General features: G+C 66.7%; 17 protein-coding genes. 6 read left to right on the top strand and 11 right to left on the bottom strand.

The genetic code is table 11. The annotated features are described in order from the left end of the window. Positions 1–827 precede the first annotated feature (827 nt). Positions 828–1,073, top strand: coding sequence for a hypothetical protein (locus C475_RS21455; RefSeq protein WP_152436572.1), 246 nt, complete (start codon positions 828–830; stop codon positions 1,071–1,073). Here C475_RS21455 and C475_RS21450 read toward each other — a convergent pair whose 3' ends face one another. From C475_RS21450 to C475_RS21425, 6 genes are all read right to left on the bottom strand, one after another. Then, positions 1,074–3,533, bottom strand: coding sequence for a xanthine dehydrogenase family protein molybdopterin-binding subunit (locus C475_RS21450; RefSeq protein ID WP_006886015.1), 2,460 nt, complete (start codon positions 3,531–3,533; stop codon positions 1,074–1,076). It abuts the gene before it with no gap. Then, on the bottom strand, positions 3,533–4,042 hold the full coding sequence (locus C475_RS21445; RefSeq protein WP_006886014.1) for a (2Fe-2S)-binding protein: 510 nt from the start codon (positions 4,040–4,042) through the stop codon (positions 3,533–3,535). Before C475_RS21445 ends, C475_RS21450 begins: the two co-directional genes overlap by 1 nt. 99 nt (positions 4,043–4,141) lie before the next feature. After that, entirely contained in the window at positions 4,142–5,029 is an 888-nt protein-coding gene (locus C475_RS21440) for an FAD binding domain-containing protein (protein WP_006886013.1), read from the bottom strand. Between the two features lie 124 nt (positions 5,030–5,153). Further along, positions 5,154–6,311: an XdhC family protein gene (locus C475_RS21435; RefSeq protein ID WP_006886012.1), complete on the bottom strand. Its 1,158-nt coding sequence runs from the start codon at positions 6,309–6,311 to the stop codon at positions 5,154–5,156. 88 nt (positions 6,312–6,399) lie between these two features. Beyond that, the gene (locus C475_RS21430) at positions 6,400–7,599 is read right to left on the bottom strand and encodes a CaiB/BaiF CoA transferase family protein (protein ID WP_006886011.1); all 1,200 of its coding nucleotides are present in this window, start codon (positions 7,597–7,599) and stop codon (positions 6,400–6,402) included. Between the two features lie 174 nt (positions 7,600–7,773). Further along, on the bottom strand, positions 7,774–8,817 hold the full coding sequence (locus C475_RS21425; protein ID WP_006886010.1) for an alcohol dehydrogenase catalytic domain-containing protein: 1,044 nt from the start codon (positions 8,815–8,817) through the stop codon (positions 7,774–7,776). Between the two features lie 199 nt (positions 8,818–9,016). Here C475_RS21425 and C475_RS21420 point away from each other — a divergent pair, with 199 nt between their 5' ends. Next, positions 9,017–9,781 carry a cyclase family protein gene (locus C475_RS21420; protein ID WP_049931145.1) on the top strand — a complete coding sequence of 255 codons (765 nt, stop codon included), beginning with the start codon at positions 9,017–9,019 and terminating at the stop codon, positions 9,779–9,781. Between the two features lie 376 nt (positions 9,782–10,157). Here the strand turns inward: C475_RS21420 and C475_RS21415 are convergent, their stop codons facing one another. The 4 genes from C475_RS21415 to C475_RS21400 form a co-directional block, all read right to left on the bottom strand. Beyond that, a complete protein-coding gene (locus C475_RS21415) occupies positions 10,158–10,937 on the bottom strand; it encodes an IclR family transcriptional regulator (RefSeq protein WP_006886008.1) in 780 nt (259 codons plus the stop codon). Positions 10,938–11,084: 147 nt separating this feature from the next. Beyond that, positions 11,085–12,506: a dihydroorotase gene (locus tag C475_RS21410; protein WP_006886007.1), complete on the bottom strand. Its 1,422-nt coding sequence runs from the start codon at positions 12,504–12,506 to the stop codon at positions 11,085–11,087. A 38-nt stretch (positions 12,507–12,544) separates the two neighbouring features. After that, positions 12,545–12,946: a hypothetical protein gene (locus C475_RS21405; RefSeq protein WP_006886006.1), complete on the bottom strand. Its 402-nt coding sequence runs from the start codon at positions 12,944–12,946 to the stop codon at positions 12,545–12,547. A 45-nt stretch (positions 12,947–12,991) separates the two neighbouring features. Further along, complete coding sequence (locus C475_RS21400) at positions 12,992–14,482, bottom strand: uracil-xanthine permease family protein (protein WP_006886005.1); 1,491 nt, start codon at positions 14,480–14,482, stop codon at positions 12,992–12,994. Positions 14,483–14,846: 364 nt separating this feature from the next. On the opposite strand from C475_RS21400, the gene C475_RS21395 reads away from it, so the two are divergent. Both C475_RS21395 and C475_RS22645 read left to right on the top strand, forming a co-directional pair. Next, complete coding sequence (locus C475_RS21395; RefSeq protein WP_006886004.1) at positions 14,847–16,742, top strand: CocE/NonD family hydrolase; 1,896 nt, start codon at positions 14,847–14,849, stop codon at positions 16,740–16,742. Positions 16,743–16,935: 193 nt separating this feature from the next. Further along, positions 16,936–17,949: a CoxG family protein gene (locus tag C475_RS22645; protein ID WP_006886003.1), complete on the top strand. Its 1,014-nt coding sequence runs from the start codon at positions 16,936–16,938 to the stop codon at positions 17,947–17,949. A gap of 1,665 nt (positions 17,950–19,614) precedes the next feature. Here the strand turns inward: C475_RS22645 and C475_RS21385 are convergent. Continuing rightward, positions 19,615–20,373, bottom strand: coding sequence for an IclR family transcriptional regulator (locus C475_RS21385; RefSeq protein WP_006886002.1), 759 nt, complete (start codon positions 20,371–20,373; stop codon positions 19,615–19,617). Between the two features lie 129 nt (positions 20,374–20,502). Between C475_RS21385 and C475_RS21380 the strand changes: the two genes are divergently transcribed. Continuing rightward, positions 20,503–22,833: a glycoside hydrolase family 3 N-terminal domain-containing protein gene (locus tag C475_RS21380; protein ID WP_006886001.1), complete on the top strand. Its 2,331-nt coding sequence runs from the start codon at positions 20,503–20,505 to the stop codon at positions 22,831–22,833. A gap of 95 nt (positions 22,834–22,928) precedes the next feature. Then, positions 22,929–23,654, top strand: a complete 726-nt coding sequence (locus C475_RS21375; protein ID WP_049931143.1) for a DUF7260 family protein — start codon at positions 22,929–22,931, stop codon at positions 23,652–23,654. Positions 23,655–23,884: the final 230 nt, after the last annotated feature.

Raw genomic sequence — 23,884 nt, 5'->3', positions numbered from 1 at the left:
TATTCAGCTACCGAAGCTCCGACGCCCCCGCGAGGGAGGATTCGTATATCGACATAGAGTTTATCGGAGCTGATTTCGTCCGTCTGCAGCAGCTTGAGACCGACAAACGGCGATATCGTGGAACGCGATAGCAGTCCAGATTGGTCTCGATTACGCCAATAATCACGACCAACTGGAGTTACCCTATCGCCGTCTGGTATGCGCGAATCGTGGGGTACAGTTAGCGGGAAGGGCGACTGCCGAACGGGGCGCCGCCGCTGGAAAGCCGCTCGACGTCGGACATCTCGGCCCCGTCGTGTCACCGTTGCCACGGGTCGTGCCAGACGGCGAAGGCTCGGAGCCACGATTCGACCGGTTCTCACCTCGTGTTTCGAAACACATTCGCAAGCGAAAAATTCGACTTTTTATACCATCAAAAACACGTTCGATGGCATTCCGATTTCCATGGGGTCCGGTCTGAAATCGGAGCTCGAGGCGGTTGCGTGTAGCACTGAGGGAGGACGCACCGTCGACGAAAAACTCGGTCCGTTCGGCGGTGTGTTTCCGCTGTCGCTCGCGAAGAAACGACAGCGTATACCCGGGTTTCGCGCTTGAAACAACCGCACGTGGAGAAGTCCGTTCGGCTCCGGAGCGACGGCACGGTGTAGCCACTCGTGTGGACCGTTGACCCGATTCACTGCCTCGTCAACCGCGATCTGATTCGGTTCGCCGTCACACTCCGGCTGTAGATCGGCGCTCTTCACCCGCTCGTAGATCGCCGTTTCACATCCGTATTTTCAGCACGCTATTCAGTATTTGAAAATGAAATATCTGCCAGATACAACTGAGTGTCAGTTTCGACGATCCGTTCGGGCGTCCGCCCGCGGTCCCCCTTGCCTGACGCGGTCGTCTTCGCGGTCCCCGGGAAGCCACTGGCCGCGTTCGCCGCCGCCCTCGCCGCCGTCGGGAGCGACACGGGCGACCAGGGGATACTCGACACCGGCCCGAACGCGGTCGTGGTCGAAACGGGCGACCCCAGTGTGGCACGGGATATCGACCGCCCGGCGGCCCCTACCGCCGGGACGGGGAGGTAGTTACTGCTCGCGGAGTTTCCGGCGGAGCCGGTCCGGGGTGATCGGGATGCGGTCGGCGACGATGTCCAGCGGTTCGAGCGCGCGGTTGACGGCCGTCGCGACGCTCGCGGGGCCATCTATCATCCCGCCCTCGCCGGTGCCTTTCGCCCCGGTCGCGGTGAACGGGGACGGGGTCTCCGTGTGTTCGAGGTGCATCTCGGGGATGTTCTTCGTCGAGGGTAGCAAGTAGTCGAAGAGCGTGACCGCCTTGGGCTGGCCGGAGTCGTCGTAGGGGAACTCCTCCAAGAGCGCGGCGCCGATCCCCTGTGCCAGCCCGCCGTGGGCCTGCCCCTCGACGATAGTTGGGTTGAGTTGCGTCCCGCAGTCCCGCAGCGAGTAGATCTTGAGTACGTCCACCTGGCCGGTCTCGGCGTCTACCTCCACGATGGGGGCGTTAGCCGCGAAGGCGGCGGTCGGGTAGACGGGGTACTTCCCGGTGAACGCCTCGCCGAACGCCTCGACGTCGAGCGCCGGGTGCTCGTAGTCGTACTCGGCATAGGTCAGGCGGTCGCCGTCGGTTTCGGCGTCTATCGCCGCGAGGTCGGCCCGCGTCAGCCGCTCGTCCCCGTCCTCGCGCTCGACGCCGCCGTCGCTGTAGGTAACCTCGTCCCGGTCGACAGCCCAGTGTCGGGCTGCCAGCCCTTCGAGGTTGTTCCTGAGTCGCTCCCCGAGCCCCTCCGCGGCGCCCGACAGCATGACCGCCATCCTGGAGGCGGCGCTGCCGTACTCGGTCGGTGCCTCGACGCTGTCGAGGTAGTCCACGTCGATGTCGCTGGGCAGGACCTCGAGTTCGTCGGCGAGCAGCTGCTTGACGAGTGTCTGGTGGCCCTGTCCCGAGGAGTCGGTCGCGAGGGAGGCGCGAACGGTCCCGTCCGCCCGGAGTTCACAGCGGAGGTGTTCGGGGAGTTCGTCGACATCGTCCATCTCGCGGTCCGCGAGTTCCTCCCGGTCCGAACGCTGGCGGTCCGTCCAGTCGGCCCCGCTCACACCCGGCTCGATGTGGACGGTGTAACTGACGCCGCGGTATTTCCCGTCCGCCCGGCGCTCCTCGACGAGTTCCGGGTCGAGGAGCCCACCCTCGGTCCGCTCCTCGTTCTCGACGAGGTCCCGGATCCGGGAGAGCGCCTCGGGAAAGTCGCCCGAGTCGTAGATGTTCTTCGTGGGGAGCTTGTAGGGCATCTGATCCGGCTGTACGAGGTTCCGGTGGCGGAACTCGTAGGGGTCCATCGAGAGGTCGTAAGCCGCCTCGTCGACGGCGGTCTCCAGGGCGTAGAGGTGCGGGTCGACGCCGAACCCGCGGTAGGCGGTCTGGGCGGTCTTGTTCGTGAGCACGAGCTCGTAGTTGTACCGAACGTGGTCGACATCGTACGCATTGCTGACCACCGACAGCGGCTTGAGGACCTGGTTCACCGGATAGCGGGGGTACGCCCCGAAGTCGTCGACGAAGTTCACGTCGAGCCCGCGGATGGTCCCGTCGTCGTCGTAGGCGAGCCGCATCATGTACTCGCGGTCCGACGAGTGCATGTCTCCGCCCTGAAGGTTCTCGATGCGGTCTTCCACGTACTTGACCGGGCGGCCGTCGAGCTGCTGGCTGGCCATCGCCGCGAGAGTGCAGTAGCGGTGAATGGCTATCTTCGTCCCGTAGCTCCCGCCCACGTCCGGCGGGACGTTGAGCGCGACATCGTCGGGGTCGTAGCCGAGCGGCTCGTAGATGGTGTCGTCGACGAGCGTGTGCAGCTGGATGTTGCAGTCGATCTCGAAGCTATCGGTCTCCTCGTCGTACTCCGCGACGACGCCGGCCGTCTCCAGCGGGACCCCGGAGATCCGACCCCAGGAGTACTGGTTCTCGAGGACGTTGTCCGCGTCCTCGAAGGCCGCGTCGACGTCGCCGAACGTGAGCCGCTCGCCGTCCGGCACGTTCGTCCCGAGGTCTTCGTGGACGAGCGTCCCGTCCTGTCTGGCCTCGACCGGGTCGGTGACCGGCTCTCTGGTCTCGTACTCCACGTCGATGCGGTCGATCAGGTCCTCGACGACGTAGCGGTCCGACGCGACGACGAGCGCGACGGGTTCACCGACGAACCGGACCGTCTCCCGGGCGAGCGCCCACTCCGACATCTCGTCGAGACCGCACGGCATCGGGTTGTACTCCTCGGCGATGTCCTCGGCCGTCAGCACGAGGTCGCAGTCGGGGTGGTCCTCGGCGGCGCTCGTGTCGATGTCGACGATGTCCGCGAACGCGTGGGTGGTCCGGAGCAGCCCCATACTTCGGCACGCCTCGGGCGTGACATCGTGGATGTACTCCGCGCGGCCGGTCAGGATGCGACGGTCTTCGACGCGGTTGAGCCCCGTGCCGGTGAACGTCTCCTCGTCGGCCTCCTCCGTGACCTCGCCGTCGAGGGTGGCTGACTCGGGTTTCGACATCAGTCTCCCTCCATCTTGTCGGCCGCCCGCTCCACCGCGTCGTAGATGTTCTGGTACCCGGTACACCGGCAGATGTTCGAGGAGAGGTGCGCCTCCATCTCCTCCTGTGACGGGTCCGGGTTGTCCGCGAGCAGGTCCCGGGCGGACATGACGAACCCGCTCGTGCAGAACCCACACTGGAGGGCGTGTTCCTCGTGAAACGCTTCCTGGACCGGATGTAGCGACCCGTCGGCCCCGAGCCCCTCGACGGTCAGCACCTCGCTGTCGTCGGTCTGAACGGCGTACATCATACAGCTCTTGACGAGGTCGCCGTCGACGCTGACCGTACAGGCCCCACAGACCCCGTGTTCGCAGCCGACCCGGACCCCGTTGAGGTCGACGTGATGACGAAGGAAATCGGAGAGCTTCAGCCGAGGTTCGACCTCTGTGGTCACGTCGTCACCGTTTACCGTCAGGGAGATCTCCCGCGTCGGCCGGTCGGGCGACGACTCTGTCTCATCGATACTCATGATCGGACACACCGGATGAAAGACGCTCAACATATTAAGTCTGTTCCCGTGTGTCACACCCAGGCGCCGGACCGCCGCCGGGAGTGAGTCCGGCCGGACCTACTGTACCGCCCGGTCGTACGCCTCGGTCAGCGCCCGTTTCGTGTACGTCCGGGACAGCTCCCGCTTGTAGGTCTCGTCGGCGTGCATCTCGTCCTGTGGACGCACCCGGTCGTAGGCCACCTCTCCGGCGGCTTCGAGCGACCCCTCGCTGAGCGGGTCGCCCTCGACCGCCGCCTCCGCGTCAGCCACGCGCAGCGGCACGTCGGCGGCGTTCGCCAGCCCGACCCGCGCCTCCTCGACGACGGGGTCGTCGGCCGCAGGGTCGTCGACCCTGACCGCACACGCGATGCTGAGCGTCGGCCAGGTCTGAGCGGCCCGCTTCTGCCCGAGGAACGTCATGCCGGTCCGGTCGACCGGGAACGGGTCGCGGGGGAACCGGACGGCCGTGATGAGTTCGTTCTCCTCGATTGCGGTCATCATGTAGGCCACGAAGTAGTCCGCGGCGTCGACGGTCCGGCGGCCGTCGGCGGAGGCGAGTTCCAGTTCGCCGCCCGTCGCGACCAGGACGCACGGGTAGTTCCCCGCCGGGTCGGCCTCGCCGATGCTCCCACCGATGGTCCCGCGGTTCCTGACGACCGGCCCGGCGATCTGTCCCGCCGACTCCGACAGCACCGGGTACGTCTCGGAGAGCACCGGCGACGAGTCGATGTTCCGGTGGCGGGTGAGCGCGCCCACCTCGATCGCGTCGTCCGTCGAGTCGATGTAGGCCAGTTCGTCGATGCCGTTGATGTCGACGATGTGGTCGGGGTTGGCCAGGCGGTTCGACATCACGATGCTCAGCGACTGATTCCCCGCCATCAACTCGGCGTCGGGCAACTCCTCGAGCAGCGCCGCCGCCTCCTCGACGGTGTCCGGGCGGTGGTACTGGAACGGCGAGGGCTTCATCGTGGGCCCGGCACCCCCTCGCCGGTGTCCCAGCCCGCCGGTCCGGCGGCAGGCGCGTGTGTCGGTTTACCTATTCGCATGCCTGATACCAACACTCCGGGGAGGGTAAATATAAATTCTACCATCATTCGTCCGACATTCGCGGGTGGATCGGCCCGTCGTGGTCCCGGAGGCGACCGCCCTCGCGGCCGTTGCTGACCGCGAGGACCTCGCTCACGACGCTGAGCGCGATCTCCATGGGTTCCCCGCCGCCGAGGTCGAGCCCGACCGGCGTCGAGAGGCGGTCGAGCGCCGACTGGGGGAGCGGTTCCCCGCCCTCGGCCATCGACTCCCGGAGCTCCTCGAACCGGGCGCGAGGCCCCATGAGGCCGACGTAGGGGACGCCCGTCTCCGTCAGCAGGGTCTCCACGGCGATCCGGTCGTCGACCAGATTGTGCGACATGACGACCGCGTAGGTGTGCTCGTCGGCCCTCACGCTGTCGGCGACCGTCGACGGGTGACCCGTGGTCACCGCGTCGGCGCTGGGGAACGTCCCCTCGTCGACCGCCCCCCGGGGCGAGTGGACGGAGACGCGGAACCCGACGTCCGCCGCGAGGCCCGCCAGCGGCGGGAGGTCGTTCTGGCTCCCGAAGATGAGCAGTTCCGCGAGCGGCTGGAGGCTGTCGACCAGGACGGTCGTCGACCCCCCGTCGGTCTCGACGGCTACCGTTCGGGCCTCGCCCGTCCCGTGCAGTCGGTCGACGGTCCCGGCGACGGCGTCGCGGACGGCCCCCGGAACCGGTTCCCGGTCGGAGACCTCGCGTCGGGTTCCATCGGGGTCGACGACGAGGCGGTTCCCGACGTGCCGGTCGTCCGCGGAGTCGACGACGGTCAGCACGGTCGACGGCTCGCCGTCCGCCAGCGTCGCGAGCGGGTGGTCCAGGCTCGCGTCCAGCGGCTCCACGAGGAGGTCGATGACGCCGTTGCAGCCGAGGCCGAGCCCCCAGCTGTCGTCACCGGAGTCCATCAGGTCGAACGTCTCCAGTCGCGGCCGTCCGGCCTCGATGACTTCCCTGGCCAGGTCGACGACCGGATCCTCGAGACAGCCGGCGGTGACCGCTCCGACGGTGCCGCCGTCAGCCGGGACCAACATCTTCGCCCCGGGGCGGCGGTACGCGGATCCCTCGACGGTGGCCACTGTCACGACCGCCGCCGCGCGCCCGGTCCGGCGCGACGTCCGCACCTGTGCGCGGAAGTCCTTCTCCGTGACCCGCCACGGGTCGCCGGCGGCGTCCTCTGTCATACCACCTCATACGTTCCCTGGGGGATTAATCCTCCGCCCGAATCGCGGTCTAAGCGCCCGACGAACGGTCGACGACGCCCGGCCGGTCTCAGTCGTCACCGAAGACCCCCTCCTCCCGGAGGCGCTCGAGGCGGTCCCGTGAGTAGCCGATCTCCGCGAACACTTCGTCGGTGTGTTCCCCGAGGGCGGGTGGGGGGCTGTCGAACCCGGAGTCAGCGTGCTCGAAGTTCAACGGGTGTTCGATGACGGGGATTTCGCGGTCGCCGTCGTCGATGCGGGTGACCATGCCGCGCGCGTCAGTCTGTTCGTTCGAGAGCGCCTCCTCGACGGTCTGAACCGGGCCGGCGGGGATCCCCGCGTCGACGAGGACGTCCATCCACTCCTCGGTCGTGCGTTCGCCGAGGGTGGAGGCGAGTTCCGCTTCGAGTTCGTCCATGTGTTCCACGCGGTCCGCGTTCGTCTCGAAGCGGGGATCCTCGGGAAGGTCGGGCCGCTCGATCGCCTCGCAGAACCCTCGCCAGAGCTTCGCGTTCAGACAGGCGACGTTGAGGTGTCCGTCGGCGGTCTCGAACGTCTGGTAGGGGGCGAGGACCGGATCCTTGGTTCCCATGCACGTCGGTTCCTCACCGGCGAAGACCTTGCCGGCCTGTTTGGTCAGCCACGGCAGCGTCGCGTCGAGCATCCCCAGTTCGATGTACTCGCCCTCCTCGGTTCGCTCGCGGCGGTAGAGCGCGCATACAATCCCGAACACCGCCCACATCGCCGTGATCAGGTCCGTCTGTGGGAGGCCGACCTTGACCGGGTCACGGCCCTCCTCGCCAGTGACCGACATGATACCGCTCATCCCCTGGACCAGCAGGTCGTACCCCGGCCGCTCGCTCCAGGGGCCGGTGGCGCCGAACGCCGAGATATCGCAGTAGACGAGGCCGTCGCTGCGCGCGGCAAGGTCGTCGTAGCCGACGCCGAGACGCTCCGCGGTTCCGGGACGGAAGTTCTGGATCACGACGTCGGCGACCTCGACGAGGTCGTAGAACGACGCCAGCCCGCGCTCGCTCTTGAGGTCGAGTTCGACGCTGCGCTTGTCGTAGTTGACAGTCCAGTAGTAGGGGGACTCGCCGTCGATAAACGGCGGCCCCGAGTGGCGGATGTCGTCGCCGACGTTCGGGCGTTCGATCTTCACGACGTCGGCGCCCTGGTTCGCGAGCATCATCGAGCAGAACCCGCCGGTGACGAACGTCGACAGATCCACGACTTTGATACCGTCGAGTATCGGACTCTCGTCTCCCATACCTCGTCCACAGCCAGCGGCCGCAAATATGTGTCGCCGATATATCGCGTGTCATCGGACGGCCGTTCCCATCCCGAAGAGTCCACACCCCACGCAGCCAGCGCTCACTTCGGGAGCGGCGTCAGCGGCGGCACTTTCCGGGCAGGGCGACGTCCCATCCGAGCCGACCGCCCGTCATCGGGACGGGTCGAGAACCGTCATACCGTGTGTCTCCCCGTCTCGGATCGCCGCGTGGACCGACGGGACCGCGTCCAGTCCGACTTCGTCCGTGACGACCGGGTCGACGCGGCCGTCGGCCAGCAGCCGTGCCGCCCTGACGACTTGCTGTTTGGTCGCGTACCGGGACCCGAGTAGCGACGCCTCCTTGACGACGAACTCGTTCAATTCCGGCGCAAACGACCGCTCGTGGTGGGTCGTCAGGGAAACCACCTGTCCGCCCATCGCGAGCGCGTCCCAGGCGTCGCGGAGCGTCCCGACGTCACCGACGGTGTCGACGACGACGGTTGGTCCGTCGCCGTGCGTGGTGGCCGATTCCAGTCGCTCGGCGAAGTCGGTCCCGCTCGCGTCAACCGTCTCGACCGCCGGCCCGGTGACCGCGTCGACGTGGGCCAGCCGGTCCGGTCGGACATCCGCGGCGAGGACGTGTGCGCCGCGGGCCGCGGCGAGTTGGGAGAGGTGGATACCGATGCGGCCGGCGGCGCCGACGACGAGGACGGTGTCGTCGTCGCCCACGGCCGTCCGCTCACAGATATGCAGCGGCGTCGCCAGGCCGTCGGCGGCGACGGCCGCGCCCGAATACGAGAGCCCGTCGGGGACCGGCAGCGCGTTCGCCGCCGGGAGCGTCGCGTACTCCGCGTAAGCGCCCTCGGAGTTCACGCCGACCCAGCCGCCGAAGTCGGTACACTGGTTCGCCTCGCCGCGACGACAGGCGTCGCACTGCCCGCACGTGAGATAGAAGTACGCCAGCACACGGTCGCCGACCGACAGGTCGGTCACGGCGTCGCCGACCGCGTCCACCCGCCCGGCGAACTCGTGGCCCGGCACCCGCGGGACCAGCGCCGGGTCGTCGTCGAGACCTCCCTGTATCGCGTTCTCGACGGTTCGGGTGACCCCGCAGGCGCGCACCTCCACGCGGACCTCGTCGGGCGCCGGGTCGGGCACCGCTCGCTGTTCGACGGACAGTTCCTCGCCCCAGTCCGGGAGTACGACGGCTTTCATGAGTGACAGCGTCAGTTGGACACACGTGTTCACTCGATAAATACTGTTTGCTACTTGGAAGGATGTCGCGACCGCCGGGACGCGCCGAGTCACCCGCGTCGGCGCTCGGTGGGGTATCCGGGGCGCCTCGAGCCAGGTCGCGGAGCGTGTCTGTGGGTGTCCCAAGGTTTAATTCAGTCACCGATGTACTGACACTGGCATGCTAGACGGTTATGAGATGTACGACCTGACCCAACCGTGGTCGGGAGATACCCCAGCCTGGCCGACATACGACAACCCGAAGGTGTGGTACGAGAAAAGCCTGGACACCGAGAAGGTGAACGGGCAGAAGATCGAGTTCATGAACCACACCGGGACGCACCTGGACGGCGAGAAACACTTCATCGGACACGGCCGCGACATCTCGGAGATGCCGCTCGACGAGCTCGTCGGCGACGCGGTCGTCGCCGACATCTCGGACAAGGTCGGCGACTACGACGTCTATACGAGCGACATGATAGAGGACGTCGTCGACGTCCGCGAGGGAGACATCCTCTTCATTCACACCGGGTACCAGAAGTACGCCTGGCACCGCGAGGAGGCCGACCCCCACAGGTTCTTCTGTAAACACCCCGGCCCGAACATGGAGTTCGCCGAATGGTGTCGCGACATGAACCTGAACTACCTCCTCCTCGACTGCGGCAGCGCCGACCACCCGATGAACACCGTGGTCCGTGACGTGCGGCCCGAGCTCGCCGACGAGGCGGCCGACCACTTCGGTGTCGATGACCTCGACGAGATATTCCCGCCCGAGGGGTACCAGTTGATGCACACCGAACTGTTCCCCGAGGGGATCGTCCACGTCGAGAACGCGCAGGTCCCTGCGGAACTACTCAACGAACGCGTCCAGATCGGGACGTTCCCGTGGCGGTTCCGCGGCGGGGAGTCGAGCGTCTCCCGCGTCGTCGCGTTCAAGGAAGCGTAGCCCGCGTCGGCCCGCGGTCGGTCTTTTTTCTCCGCGACCGAGTAGTAGCTGACCGAGCAGCAACCGACCCGCAGTTCTCGTCCCTCAGTGTGGGAACGACGGCGGCCACGACGGGATCCGTGCTACTCTTGTAATATATCGTTCAGACTGACTGAACGTGCGTACTGCAGCAAAGTACTACAGTGCTACTTGTTGATACCACTCACCCCATTACGATCATACGGCTGTAAGGCGAGCGCGAACCTGCGCCACCTTCCCGTGACCCGGACGAGCGTTCGCGGGACAAACTCCGGGACAGCGAGGGGATCTGGTCTGTCGATATGCAGTACAGACGTTGTATCCCACAATGAGGGATCGCCGACACTCCTGACAGGGCTCACCTGTAGGTCAGGTCGAGCGTGATGACGTCGCCCACGTCGGACAGTTTCGCGGGAAGCGTTTCGCGGAATCGGTCCCCCTGTACGCGGCTGGTCGGGCCGGCGACGCTGACCGCCCCGAGGACCGCTCCGGTGTCGTCGGTGATCGGCGTCGCGACGCTGCGAAGGCCGTTCAGACGCTCCTGGTCGTCGAAGGCGATGCCGTCCGACTCGATCCGGTCGAGTTCGTCGAACAGCGCCCCGCGGTCCGTGATCGTGTTTTCGGTCAATGCGGGGAGTCCCCGCCGGTCCACGACCTCGACCACGCGCTCCCGCGGGAGCGAAGCGAGGATCGCCTTCCCGAGGGCGGCGCCGTGGAGGTAGATCCGTTGGCCGATGTAACTGTCGATGTGGACGGCCTGTTCGCCCTCCGCCCGATGGAGGAACACGCCCATTCCGTGTTCCTCGATGAGCAGCGCCGATATCTCGCCGGTCTCCGCCGCCAACCGGTTGACCTCCCCCCGTGCGACGCTGTGTACGTCGTGGTGTGAGCGGGCGTTCGCACCCAGTTTGAGAAAGCGACAGCCCAGTCGATACGACCCGCCCTCGTTGACGACGTACTCGTTTTCCTCCAGCGTCTTGAGATGGTTGAAGACCGTACTCCGGGGGAGGTCCACCTCCCCGGCGAGTTCCGTCACGCCGATCCGGTCGTGCTTCTGCAACGCCTGTGCGATCCGCAGCGTCGTCTCGACCGCGTTCACCGGGACGTTGGCACCCATACCCACCAGTATCGCCTCCATTCGTATAGTTTCTTCCCGCGATGTGAAACAAGCGTTTTGGCTAACAGTGGTTCGGTGCCCGATACAGCGGTTCGATGTGACTACGGAGAGAGAACCAGGAACCGACGACGCACTCGGACCGGACGATATCCGCCGGCGTCGGCGCCGTCACTCCGTCGGGACGCCGTCGGCGCGCCGCGGAAGGTAGGTCCGGCCGCCCTTCTCGGCCTGGAGTTCGCCGTGTTCGACGACGACGTCGCCGCCGACGATGGTGTGTGTCGGCAGACCCGTGAGTTCGTCGCCGTGGAACGTCGAGTAGCGCGGTTCCATCGTGTGATAGAAATCGTCGTCGACGACCGCCGACTTCTCGAGGTCGACGACGACCATGTCGGCGTCGGCGCCCTCGACGAGCGCCCCCTTCCGCGGGTACAGTCCCCACCGACGGGCGTTGTTCTCCGCACACACCTCGACCAGTCGCTCCATGCTGATCCGGCCCTCGTTGACCCCCTCGCTCATCATCGCCGGGAGGAAGTACTCGATACCGTTGTTGTCGCCCGGGATGGCGTCCCACATGTCACCGTACTTGCCGCCTTCCTTCTCTTTGAACGGTTTCTTGTGCGGGCAGTGGTCGGTCCCGGCGTAGTCGACGACGCCCTCCCGGAGGCCGTGCCACAGTTTCTCCTGGCTCCGCTCCTCTCTGAGCGGCGGGGAGATCTTCCCCCACACGCCGAGGTCCTCGTCGTTGGTGTGCGCCAGGAACGCGGGCAGGGTCTCGGCGCTGATGTCGACGCCCCGTTGTTGATACCGCCGGCAGATGTCGACCCCCTCGCCCGTGCTCATGTGGACGATGTAGGACGTGGAGTCAGTGTACTCGGTCAGCTTGGCGATGCTCTCTATCTGCATCGCTTCGGCGACGTTCGGCGACGCCTCCGTCCAGGCCTCGAGGTCGTTGCGCCCCTCGGCTTTGAGTTCCTCGCGGCGCTCGTAGGCCAGGTCCTCGTTTTCGGCGTGGAACATCACGACCCCGCCGTCGATGTCGGCGACCTGCGAGAGTAACCGATAGACCCGCCCGGAGTCGGAGTGTTCGATGCCGAGTTCCGGGGACGCGTGCTTGTACCAGTTGTAGAAGATCTTGAACGAGCGGACGCCTCGCTCGGCCAGGGCGTCGATCTCCTCGAAGTGGGGTTCCTTGTGGATGATGGCGTGGTACGCGAAGTCGATGTAGGAGTTCTCCTCCCCCGCCTCGACGAACAAGTCCATGTCGGGCACGTAGGGGTCGGGCTGGAGCAGGAAGTTCACGACCGTCGTCACGCCGCCGTGGACGGCGCCGCGCGTCTCCGTCTCGAAGTCGTGGGCCAACCCCTCGTGGTACTCGTACTCGTACCGGGACAGCCCCCAGTGGACGTGTGGGTCGATGAAGCCGGGGATGAGGTAGTTCCCCTCGGCGTCGATAGTGCGAGTTGCGTCCGGAAGCGAGCGGTCCGCCCCGACCGCGACGATGCTGCCGTCCTCGGCCGCGACGCCCCCGATGAGCGTCCCGCTCGGCGTCACGACTTTCGCGTTGCGTACCCGCAGGTCTGCTTGCGGCATGCTATTTCTCACCACCGACCCGAACGACTTAACGGTTGTCACCCGGCAGGTCCGATGTGCTCGACGAGCGTCTCGTGGCACTCGACCGGGTACGTCGGATGGACGGTGACGGGCTTCGGTTCGTTCTGGACTCGGATGATGAGCTCGTAGCGGTCGCCGTACGTCCGGTAGAGGGTCACCGCGCCGAAGGCGGCGAAGGCGACGCCGACGAGGGGGTTCCGCGTCACCGCCACGTATCCCCCGACGCCGACGAGCAACGCGCCCAGGACCGCCAGATCCCACCTGAGCGAGCGGAGCGCGAGCTGCTCGACGTGCTCCTCCTCGATCTTTATCTTCTCGTCGTCGCGCTCGATGTACACGGCGTGGTCGGTATACCCGATCCATCCGTCACCGCGCAGCGACATCCGCGTCACGTCGACGGCCTCGGACCCCTGTACCATACCGCGAAAAGAGAGTGTGTTCACTTGGCAGTTGTGGCGGTGCCGTCAGTCGTCGGCGACTTCCGGCCCGGAGCCGCTATCGCCCACGAACTGCTCGTGGAACGGCTCGAACGCGTCGTCGTCCTCGGTGAGCGACTCCCACTGGGTCAGCCCGCGCTCCTCGTCGGTCCCGGGGATGGTGTTGTCGAGGATGAACGCGGCGATCCCCCCGACGGCGATCTCGGTGCCCATGATGATGCTGATCGTCTGTGCGACTTCGGGGATACCGAGCACCGCACCGAGGGCGGGGACGTTGCTGAGACCGGCTTCGAGCGCGCCGTCCTCGAGCCCGGCGATGTACTGCGGGATCGACAGCCCCGAGAACAGGCCAAAGCCCAGCACGAAGACGTTCCGGTTCTGGTCCATGTCGACGTGCTGGAGCTGTGAGAGCCCGACGCCGACGATCTGTGCGAACATAGCGAGAAACAACCCGCCCACGATGGCGTTGGGAATCGTCGTCACGAACGCGCCGAAGGGACCGATGAACGCGACGAGTATCATCACGACGGCACCGACCTGCACAACGTAGCGGGAGGCGACGCCCGTGATACCGATCGCGCCGATGTTCTCGGTGTAGGACGTCGACCCGTTGCCGGTGCCCATGATACCGGCGAAGACGTTACCCAGGCCTTCCATCCCGAGCCCGTGGTTGACGCGCCGCTTGTTCGGAGCGCCTTCGCCGGCCATGCGAGCGACGGAGTGGTAGTCGCCGAAGCTCTCGATGGCCGAGGCGAGCATCCCGGCGGACATGCCGACGATGAACGACGTGGTAAAGAGCGGCATCCCCCACTGGAACGGGGTGATGATACGGACCAACGGGGCCTCCGCGATCGGCGACAGGTCGACGACGTTGATGACGCCGACCACCGACAACCCGAGCGCGAGCAGGTACGCCGCGCCGAGTCCGAGCAACACCGGGAACAACTTGAACGCCCGCGAGTAGTCGTCCACGTACTGCGAGAACAGGGTGATGAGGGCGAGCGTCAGACCCACCAGATACCAGTTCTGGTTGGCCGACGTGATCTGGGGGACGCCGATGAGCGCCAGCCCGATCAGGGCGATCACCACTGCGATGACGAGCGGCCCCATGTACTTTTTCAGTCGGCCGAAGATGCCGAAGTACCCGATCAGCACCTCGGTGGCTCCGGCGACGATGATGGCGCCCTGTAGCTCCCGCATCATGACCGTCGAACTCGCGCCGCCGTCGGCCCCGCCGAGCGCGAGGATGATCGCGGTGGCCGGACCGAGCATCGAGAACGTCCCCCCCTGAACGATCGGGTACTTGTTCCCGATCGTGGTCTGCGCGAGTGTCGCCACCCCCGAGACGAGGAAGAACGTCGCCACCAGCTGCGCGGTCTGTCCCCCGTCGAACCCGAGGAGCCCGGAGAGTACGAGCGGGATCGCTATCGTCGACCCGATCATAGTCAGCCAGTGCTGAGTACCGAGGAGGATCGACTGGCCCAGTGGTGGCTTGTCCTCGATACCGTACGTTACCATACTCCCACCGTCTGTACGTGCGTCCGTTCCGTCGTTTTGCTCGGACATGGTTATTTATCGGTAGCTTGCCTGTCTGGTATGACAGCACATAGCGCGGTAGCAGACATATCTCCCAAGAGAGCTAAAAAACTATTGATGGGTGGGGTTATTCACGGCAATCCTACCGTCTCGTCCCGCTTCGCCCCACTTCGCTCGGGGCCGGCTGACCCGGCCGGAACGTTCCCGGGCGCGCGCCGGCCCGGAGGGCGGTACACCTCACTGGGGCGCCGACACGGGGTCACACCGCAGTCCCGCGCCGACGCTGAAAGGTACGGACCCGCGGCTGTCCCCAATTTATTTTACGCTCTTCCTGTTCAGTCGTAGCATGCGTAGCGAACCCGAGTTCGGCGTGCAGGCTGAACTGAACGTCCGCGTGGAGATGCGCGACGGCGTGGAACTGGCGACCGACATCTACCGACCGACGGACCCGGAGACGGGCGAGACAGTCCCCGATCCGAAGCCCGCGCTGCTCGACCGGACGCCGTACAACAAGCGGGGGCGCATGGAACGACACGGGGAGTGGTACGCGAAGCGGGGGTACGTGGTGGCCGTCCAGGACTGCCGCGGTCGGTTCGAGAGCGAGGGCGAGTTCTACATCTTCACGAACGAACCGGAAGACGGCTACGACACCGTCGAGTGGCTGGCGGAGCGGCCGTACTGTGACGGGCAGGTCGGGACTATCGGAACCTCCTACGGGGCGTGGGTGCAGTCGGCTCTCGCGACCCAGGACCCCCCGCACCTCGAGGCGATGTTCGTCAACCAGGGTGCGGCCAACGGACGGGAGGCCACCTTCCGGCACAACGGGGCCTTCGAGCTGCGGTGGCTCTGCTGGGCGCTGACGCTCGGCGGCGGGTTCGCCGAGCGCGCGCTCGAGGACGCGGACATCCAGCAGGCGCTCGCGAACGTCGACGTCCGGGAGGTCATCGAAGACGGGCCGGTACGGCCGGGGCAGTCGCCGCTGAAGCATATCCCCGACTACGAGTCCTGGGCGTTCGACATCATGACCTCGGGGAGCGCCGAGGACGACCTCTGGCAGTCCCCGGGCATCAACTTCGAAGCCCACTACGACGAGAGCGCGGACGTGCCGACGGTCTACGCGGGCGCCTGGTACGACTCGTACACGAAGGCGACGTGTGACAACTTCGAGGCGCTGGCGGAGCGCAAGGACAGCGACCACTTCCTGCTGATGGGGCCGTGGACCCACGGGTGGAACAGCTACCCGCTCCCGTCGTGGAACAAGTCCTACTCCGGGGAACTGGCGTTCGGGGACGCGGCGCTGATGGACTACCAGCGGACCCGGCTGGACTTTTTCGACCACTACCTGAAAGACGCGGGGACGTGGAGCGACCGACCGACGGTCGAGTTCTTCCAGATGGGGGAAGGCGACGGCCATCGGTCGCGGGAAGGCCGGCTCTTCCACGGCGGGTCCTGGCGGAGCGCACCGGAGTGGCCCCTGCCCGAGACGGAGTTCACCGCGTTCTACGCGCACGGGGACGGGACGCTCCGGCGGGAGACGCCGTCGGCCGCGGACGCGAAGACGAGCTACGAGTTCGACCCGCACAACCCCGTTCCGACGCTGGGCGGGAACTGCTCGTCGTACATCACGTACGAGCCCCGCGAGGAGACCATTCTGGAGTATCCGCTCTCCGAGCGGACGCTCGTCGACATGACTGGACGCGGCGGCTACGACCAGCGCACGAGGGCCGACACGCTCGGGGCGGAGCGGGCCGGCCGGCCGCTGGAGGCGCGCGACGACGTGCTCGTGTTCCGCACGCCGCCCCTGGAGGAACCGGTGCGCATCGCCGGCCCTATCTCGGTCACGGTCTACGGCGAGACCGACGCGCCGGACACTGATTTCACCGCGAAACTCGTCGACGAGTATCCGCCGAGCGAGGAGTTCGAGGACGGGTTCGCGCTCAACCTCGCCGACTCCATCTGCCGGGGGCGGTACCGTGGGTACCGCGAGGCGCCCGACCCCGTCGAGCCCGGCGCCGTCCACGAGTACGACATGGAACCGTACCCGACGGCGAACGTGTTCAAGCCCGGCCACCGCATCCGACTGGACATCTCCTCGTCGAACTTCCCGCGGTACGACGTGAACCACAACACCGGCGGCCCGCTCTACGGCGACCGCGAGTACAACGTCGCCACGAACACGGTCCACCACAGCGAGACGTATCCGACTCACATCGAACTGCCGCTCCAGCCGGTCGCCGAGTAGGTCACAGTGGACAGCTTAATGTGACAACAGCACCCATGACACAGTATAGCAGATCGGAGACACCCGCCGCAACCCACGACGGACACACTATGACCCCAACTCGCAGTCCCACGAGGCGCCAGCGCATCGGGTACGACGAACGCGACGCGGACGGGCGGCCGTCCCGGCGAGACGGGGGTGACGTGTCGCGATGATGGAGTTCAGCGGAGAGTTCACTGTCGACGGAACGCCGGAGGAACTCTGGAAGTACTTCACCGACCCCGACATCCTCATGGACTGCGCGCCGGGCTGTAACGAGCTGGTGCTGGAGGGCCCGTCGCGCATCGTCGCCGGCCTCACGGTCGGGGTCGGCAGCGTCAAGCCCTCCTTCGACGTGGAGGGCATCGTGACGGCGGCCGACCGTCCCAACGAACTGGAGATCGAGGCGACCGGCGAGGCGAGCAGGAACTCCTTCAAGGCGACCGCGTCACAGGAACTCCACGACAACGGCGACGGGACGACGACCGTCTCGTGGCAGGCCAGCGCCGAAGTGTCTGGCATCATCGCGAGCCTGGGCGAGCGCGCCATCGGGAGCGTCGCCGACAAACTTGTCACCCAGTTCTTCCGGGACCTGGAGGGCCACGTCAACGAGGGGACGCCCGCGGAGTCGAAGCTCCGCGCGGCGAGCAGCGAGGAACTCGAAGCGACCGAGCAACGCGAGGCCGACTCGATCGGCTCGGGCGGTGACCTCACCGCCACGGCGGTCAGCAAGGTTGCGGAAGCCACGGGCGCCGACGGCCCGAGCAGGGGACAGTCGTTCGTTGCCGGTGTCGTTCTCGGAGTGGTGGGCTCCGCGGTGGTGCGCCGACTCCGGAGCGGCGGGCAACGGGAGGTCGTGGCGCGCGAGGCGCGCGACCCGTCGCCGGCCTCACAGGGGACCGCGTCCGACCCCCGAACGGGTTCGAGCGGGGACGGGACGTCGTCACTTCTCGTACTGGGGCTGACAGCCGCGCTCGGGGCTGCGGGGGCGATCATCTGGGGCCGATCGCGACGGGACGGAACCGGCGGGCCGGTCGACACCGCGGTTCCCGACTCGGGTGACGAGACCACCACCGCGGACGAGTCGACGGACGACCGGTCTCTCGGTGACGCCACCGGGACCGAACCGGCGACGAACGGCGATGTCGGGAGCGATAACCCGCTCGACCGACTCGAGAGCCGTCCCTAGTGCTGAACTGCGAGGGGCCCGTTCGTCGACGGCGTTGCGCGGACCCCGAGCGGCCGGACTCCCGCCCGCTTCCCGTCTGATCCGCGTCGGCTCGACCGCAGCTGTAATTCAAGCAGATAGGATAGAGATAGTAGATTTTCATGGCCGTCCGGTGTCCGTCGCGCTTCGAATGGTTCGCAGAACTGGTCGACGTGAGGACTCCACTCGGGCGAGACGCATTCGGACATCGACGACACAGTGTGGCGCGCGAGCCGGTGAACGACCGATCGAGGTCGTCGGGCCGAGCGACCCTACGTGGAAAGCGTCGACTGTCGACGCCACGGAGCCCAACCGCGAACTCGCGCGCAGCGAGGGAGTGCGATAGCGCCGCTGCCGTGGGACATCGTCGACCTCGGACTGAACGTCACCGCCGTCGTCTCGAACATGGGCTCCCCGTCTCGATACTCGTTCTCCTCGCGAGAACCTGAGTGAACCCGCGGTCGAAGTGACCTGGAACGACGGGCGACCGATATTTCCGGGGCTTTTCCGTCCTCGGTCGTATTCGGAGATACCGATGCCACGGGAAAGTGACAGGGTTAAAAACTGATCAGTAGTTTCTATCTTGGGAACAAATTGACATTCCTCTACATTTTCCATCTATATAACTAAATATATATTTTCGTTTAGTGGGGGTCTCCGTGGCGTTCGTCCCGGGTCCGAAACTGTGCCGGAGACACGGAGCTTCGAACAGTCCGGATCCGCCGACAAGAGAGCCGGCGTCAGCCACGTCGTGGTTCTCGTCGAGTTCACTGGCGGGTGCCGTTTGAGAGGGGCTCACTGTTCTATTTCGTCCATCTACCGGTTAAGTACGCGGATCTGGAAGGCGGAGACCAGACAAACTGATCCGCGTGGCCTCGATACGGATCGCGGTTTCGACACCTGCTCTGGCTCGGAGATCGATCCGATCCAGGACGTACACACACGCGTCTACTTGATCGTGAACGATCGACGAGACGCGCCCACGCTGAATGGTAATAATATCGTAATGTATCCATATCTTACTCTTGAGATACATATACAAAATTAAATAAACTGCTCTGCTGTTTTTCTCACTGTTGACTATTTTTCCGAGTGAAAATATTTATTGATCAAATCTGTCATCGCGTCTGTTTTTGATGGACTACGTTTCGGGGTGCGACCCGGTCGTCTATGCGGGGGTGACCGGCTCCGTGAGGCGACATTCGAACGCGGTCGTCACGGCGGACGAGGTCCGCCACCCGACCGATCTCGAGACGACCGGGATCGGGACGCCAGCGGGACCGGGTCCGCGATCCGAGGTCCAGTTCCGGCATCCCCGTCTTCTTTCCGTCCCTCCCGGAAACAGAGCGCATGTAGGGCGCCGAACCCCTCCTGTGAGCGCCGCCGTATGGCGCGTCTCCGTTCCCGCCACCGTGCGATTACACCCATACGATTGTAATATTCTTACGACCGTTCCGGAAATAGCGGAAACGCGGCCGCTGTGGGGTGATAGCGCCCGCGCGGAGAGATCCGTCGGTCGACCCAGATCGGTCTCACGTTTCCGGATCCACAGCGAGAGAGCATACAAACCGGAGCATCCGGAGACCTCGCGCGCCGACCGAGTCGAACGCACTCGCGACTGTCTTCCGGATAGACCGGACGCTCCGCTCAGGAGTAGGTGAGGTTGACCTCGACGACGTTAGCGGTCCTGAGGACCAGCTCCGGGACCTCCTCGGTGAATCGGTCGCCGCGCATCCTGCTCTTCGGGCCGGAGATACTGACGGCGGCGATGCCGCGACCGTCGTCGTCCGTTATCGGCGCCGCGACGCAACGCATCCCCTTGACGCGCTCGGCGTCGTCGTACGCGTACCCCCGTTCACGGATCTCTTCGAGTTGCGCGAACAGTTCGTCGCGGTCAGTGACCGTGTTCTCGGTCACTTGCGGGAGCCCGTGTCGGTCCAGGATCGCCTCGACCTCTTCGGTCGGCCGCTGCGCCATGATCGACTTCCCGAGCGCCGTCGTCTGGAGCGGGACGCGCATTCCGGCGTGGGTGTCGAGCTGAACCGCCTCGGAGCCACAGGCCTTGTAGAGGAACCCCCCCAGGCCGTGTTCCTCGACGAGGAGGTTCGCGTGTTCGCCGGTCTGTTCCGCCAGATCCTCGACCTCGGGGCGAGCGATCTCGAAGGCCTTCTTCCGGTCGCGCGCGTGCTCGCCCAGTTGCAGGAAGCGCGTGCTCACGTGGAACGTGCGCCCCTCCTTGATCAGGTAGGCCTCCTCTTCGAGCGTCTGGAGGTGGTCGTGGACGGTACTCGTCGGCATGTCCAGGTACCTGGCCACTTCGGAGACGCCGGCACCGTCGAGTTCGCGGAGCGCTTCGACGATCTCGAAGGAGATCTTCGCCGCGTTGACTTTGCCAGAGTTTGCCATACCTCACGATCGAATCCTCGGGATGATAAACTTTTCCGCTATGACCGGATGGGCTTCGCCCTCGTCGCGGCCGCTCCGGGCGGATCGCCGACCAGATCACTTTTGCTGGAGGCCGTCGCGGAGTAGGTCATGACGGGATCCGAGCGTCCGCCGTACCGAGACCCGACCCTGTCGACCGAGCGCCGGGTGAACGACCTCCTCGAACGGATGACACTCGCCGAGAAAGTCGCACAGCTCGGCGGGCTGGCGCCGTCGCAGTTGTTCGACGACGGCGAGTTCGACCGGGAGTACGCCGAGTCCCGACTCGCCGACGGGATCGGCGAGTTCACCCGGCTCTGCGGCGAGGGCGACTTCGTGCCGCGAGAGGGCGCCGCGGCGGTCGCAGAGGCCCAGTCGATACTCGACGAGACGCGGCTGGGGGTCCCGGCGATCGCACACGAAGAGTGTCTCAGCGGGTACATGGGTCCCGGCGGGTCGACGTTCCCGCAGTCGATCGGTCTTGCGAGCACGTGGGAACCGGCCCTCGTCGAGGAGATCACGACCGAGATCCGCCGACAGCTCCGGTCGATCGGCGTCGCGCACGCCCTCTCACCGGTCGCCGACCTGGCGCGCGACCTCCGGTGGGGGCGGACCGAGGAGACCTTCGGCGAGGACCAGTACCTGGTCGCCCGGATGGTCTGTGGCTACGTCTCGGGGCTCCAGGGCGACGGTCCCGCCGACGGGGTCGCCGCGACGCCGAAGCACTTCGTCGGGCACGGCGCTCCGAGCGGCGGGAAGAACCGCGGGTCGGTCTCGCTGGGCCCGCGCGAGTTGCGCGAGCATCTCTTCCCGTTCGAAGCCGCCGTCCGGGAGGCCGACGCGGAGTCCGTGATGAACGCGTATCACGACATCGACGGCGTTCCCTGCGCGAGTTCGACCCGTCTGCTCACCGACCGCCTCCGCGAGGAGTGGGGCTTCGACGGGCTGGTCGTCTCGGACTACGGCGCAGTCACCAACCTCCGGACCGAACACGGCGTCGCCGCCGACGACCGCGAGGCCGCGGTCGCGGCGCTCCGCGCGGGGATCGACGTGGAGCTCGCGAACGTCGAGGCCTACGAGGAGCTCGTCGGCGCCGTCGAGGACGGCGACCTCGACGAGGCGGTCGTCGACAGGGCCGTCCGGCGCGTGCTCCGCACCAAGGTCCGCAAGGGGCTCTTCGAGGCCGACCCGGCCGACCCGGAAACCGCCGCAGAGGCCTTCGAGACCGACGACCAGCGGGCGCTCGCGCGGCGGGCCGCCCGCGAGTCGGTCACGCTCCTCGCCGACGGGGACGACCTGCTCCCGCTGGACGACGACGCCGCGGTCGCCGCCGTCGGACCCAAGGCGGACGCGACGGAGGGGCTGCTCGGCGACTACGCCTACCTCGCGCACTTTCCGGAGCTCGAGGACGAACAAGCCGGGATCGACATCGTCTCGCCGCTGGACGGGCTCGAAGCCCGTCTCGGCGCCGAGGGCGTCACGCACGCGCCGGGATGCACGCTCACCGGTCCCGATACGGGAGACATCGAGACGGCGGTGGAGGCGGCGGCGGACGCCGACGTGGCGGTGGCGTTCGTCGGGGGCAACTCGACGATCGACCACAGCGACACCGACGAGGCGGTCGCCGAGCGCCCCGCCGTCTCCATCAGCGGGGAGGGGCGAGACGTGACCGACCTCGGGCTGCCGGGCGTCCAGACGGCGCTGGTCGAGGCCGTCGCCGAGACGGGGACGCCGCTAGTCGTCGTCGTCCTGAGCGGGAAGGCCCACGCGCTGGAGTCAGTCGCCGATAGCGCGTCCGCGCTCGTCCACGCGTGGCTCCCAGGCGAGGAGGGCGGGAACGGGGTCGCGGACGTGCTGTTCGGCGACCACAACCCGAGCGGCCGGCTCCCGGTGTCGCTCCCCAGAGACGCAGGGCAGCTCCCCGTCCACTACGGGCGCAAACCCAACGACGTTCGCAACGACTACGTCTTCACGCCCGGCGACGCGCTGTTCCCGTTCGGCCACGGCGAGAGCTACACGAGCTTCGAGTACGGCGATATCGAGCTGTCCGCCGACGCCATCGGGACCGACGGGACCGTCGAGGCGAGCGTCACGGTCGAGAACGTCGGCGACCGGGCGGGTCACGAGGTCGTCCAGTGGTACAGCCACGCCAGACACCCGCCGCTGGTCAGACCGGTCCAGCAGTTGCGGGGCTTCCGACGGGTCTTCCTCGAACCGGGCGAGCGCGTGGGGGTTTCGCTCGAACTCGGAGCGACCCAACTCTCCTTCCTCGACGAGGCGGAGCGCCCGGCCGTCCACCCCGGCGCGTACGAACTCCGCGCGGGCCGCTCCGCAGAGGACATCCGGGCGACCGAACGGTTCGATATCGGCGGCGAGAAACGACCGCTCGACGCGGGGGAGCGACGACTGTTCAGCGACGTGCGCGTCGACGCCGACCGGTAGCCTTCGCTGCCGTCTCGGCCGAACGGACACGAGTGAAACCCCGGTCGCGGCGACCGCCGCAACACCTTTTTACCGTGGGACTGTATACCACGATAATGGAAACTTCCCGCCGTGCGGACGACCCGGTGGTTCGGTCGCTCCGGGACCACGTGCTGGAGCCGCTGTCGACGGCGACGGAGATCGTCGACCGGGAGCACGCCGAGGTGGAGGCGGAGCGGCGCGCGTTCGCGCGGTTCGGGGATCGCGTCGCCGGCATCGAGACGGAGACGCCGAGCGCGAGCGAGCCGGGACAGCGACAGATGCTGGTCGACACGCCCTCGAACCGGACCGAACGGCTTCGAAGCGCCTTCCGCGAGTCGGTGATGAGCGTCGACCACTACGAGGAGCGGTACGGCGAGTCGCTGGTCGAACACGTCGCGGCCGAGCTCACGGCGGACGTGGCCGCGGGGTTCCGCCGGAACTCGGGCGCCGCGTTCACCGAGTTCTACAAGTCGACCCTGACGAGCGCGGTCGCCAACGCGGTCGACGGGCGCGAACGGCTGTGCGACCAACTCGACGGGGAGCGGTCGTCGCTCGAGGCGAGTCGACGAGCCCTCGACGACCTGGTCGAGAACTGCGGCGGGCCGTGGTCCGAGACCGCGACGGTCGGGATCGAGCCCGAACTCGACGAGATCGCCCAGCAGCGACAGGCGCTCGTGCAGCGGCGGGACCCCGTCTCGGGGACCGACGGACACGACCTCTGTGACTACGTCTACGGGAACGCCGACTGGACCTACCCCGTGCTGACGGCGATCACGCGGTTCCGGACCGCCGTCGTGTAGTTCACCCGCTCCCGGCACGCGCTCCTCGCCTCGCGCCGCGGCCGCCGAACGCCCGACGTGAGAAACATTCAAATGGCTGAGCGCCGACCTGAAACACGCGAATCCCACCAATGACTCGTCTATCCGGTCGGACGGCTATCGTGAGTGACGCATCGAAGGACATCGGCGACGCGGTCGCGAGCCGCGCCGCGATCGGCGGCTTCCACGCCACCGGGGTCGCGACACGGGGT

This window comes from Halosimplex carlsbadense 2-9-1 (genome assembly GCF_000337455.1).
GTDB classification, from domain to species: Archaea; Halobacteriota; Halobacteria; order Halobacteriales; family Haloarculaceae; genus Halosimplex; species Halosimplex carlsbadense.
Note: the sequence above shows the minus strand (reverse complement) of the source record. Positions and strands in the feature narration are given on the sequence as shown.

Excerpts from the sequence above, each read along its gene's own strand:
- C475_RS21425 (WP_006886010.1), bottom strand. The coding sequence starts at position 8,817 with ATGAAAGCCGTCGTACTCCCGGACTGGGGCGAGGAACTGTCCGTCGAA.
- C475_RS21380 (WP_006886001.1), top strand. The coding sequence starts at position 20,503 with ATGACGGGATCCGAGCGTCCGCCGTACCGAGACCCGACCCTGTCGACC.
- C475_RS21430 (WP_006886011.1), bottom strand. The coding sequence starts at position 7,599 with ATGGGAGACGAGAGTCCGATACTCGACGGTATCAAAGTCGTGGATCTG.
- C475_RS21385 (WP_006886002.1), bottom strand. The coding sequence starts at position 20,373 with ATGGCAAACTCTGGCAAAGTCAACGCGGCGAAGATCTCCTTCGAGATC.
- C475_RS21395 (WP_006886004.1), top strand. The coding sequence starts at position 14,847 with ATGCGTAGCGAACCCGAGTTCGGCGTGCAGGCTGAACTGAACGTCCGC.
- C475_RS21450 (WP_006886015.1), bottom strand. The coding sequence starts at position 3,533 with ATGTCGAAACCCGAGTCAGCCACCCTCGACGGCGAGGTCACGGAGGAG.
- C475_RS21445 (WP_006886014.1), bottom strand. The coding sequence starts at position 4,042 with ATGAGTATCGATGAGACAGAGTCGTCGCCCGACCGGCCGACGCGGGAG.
- C475_RS21400 (WP_006886005.1), bottom strand. The coding sequence starts at position 14,482 with ATGGTAACGTACGGTATCGAGGACAAGCCACCACTGGGCCAGTCGATC.
- C475_RS22645 (WP_006886003.1), top strand. The coding sequence starts at position 16,936 with ATGGAGTTCAGCGGAGAGTTCACTGTCGACGGAACGCCGGAGGAACTC.
- C475_RS21420 (WP_049931145.1), top strand. The coding sequence starts at position 9,017 with ATGCTAGACGGTTATGAGATGTACGACCTGACCCAACCGTGGTCGGGA.
- C475_RS21375 (WP_049931143.1), top strand. The coding sequence starts at position 22,929 with ATGGAAACTTCCCGCCGTGCGGACGACCCGGTGGTTCGGTCGCTCCGG.
- C475_RS21435 (WP_006886012.1), bottom strand. The coding sequence starts at position 6,311 with ATGACAGAGGACGCCGCCGGCGACCCGTGGCGGGTCACGGAGAAGGAC.
- C475_RS21405 (WP_006886006.1), bottom strand. The coding sequence starts at position 12,946 with ATGGTACAGGGGTCCGAGGCCGTCGACGTGACGCGGATGTCGCTGCGC.
- C475_RS21410 (WP_006886007.1), bottom strand. The coding sequence starts at position 12,506 with ATGCCGCAAGCAGACCTGCGGGTACGCAACGCGAAAGTCGTGACGCCG.
- C475_RS21440 (WP_006886013.1), bottom strand. The coding sequence starts at position 5,029 with ATGAAGCCCTCGCCGTTCCAGTACCACCGCCCGGACACCGTCGAGGAG.
- C475_RS21415 (WP_006886008.1), bottom strand. The coding sequence starts at position 10,937 with ATGGAGGCGATACTGGTGGGTATGGGTGCCAACGTCCCGGTGAACGCG.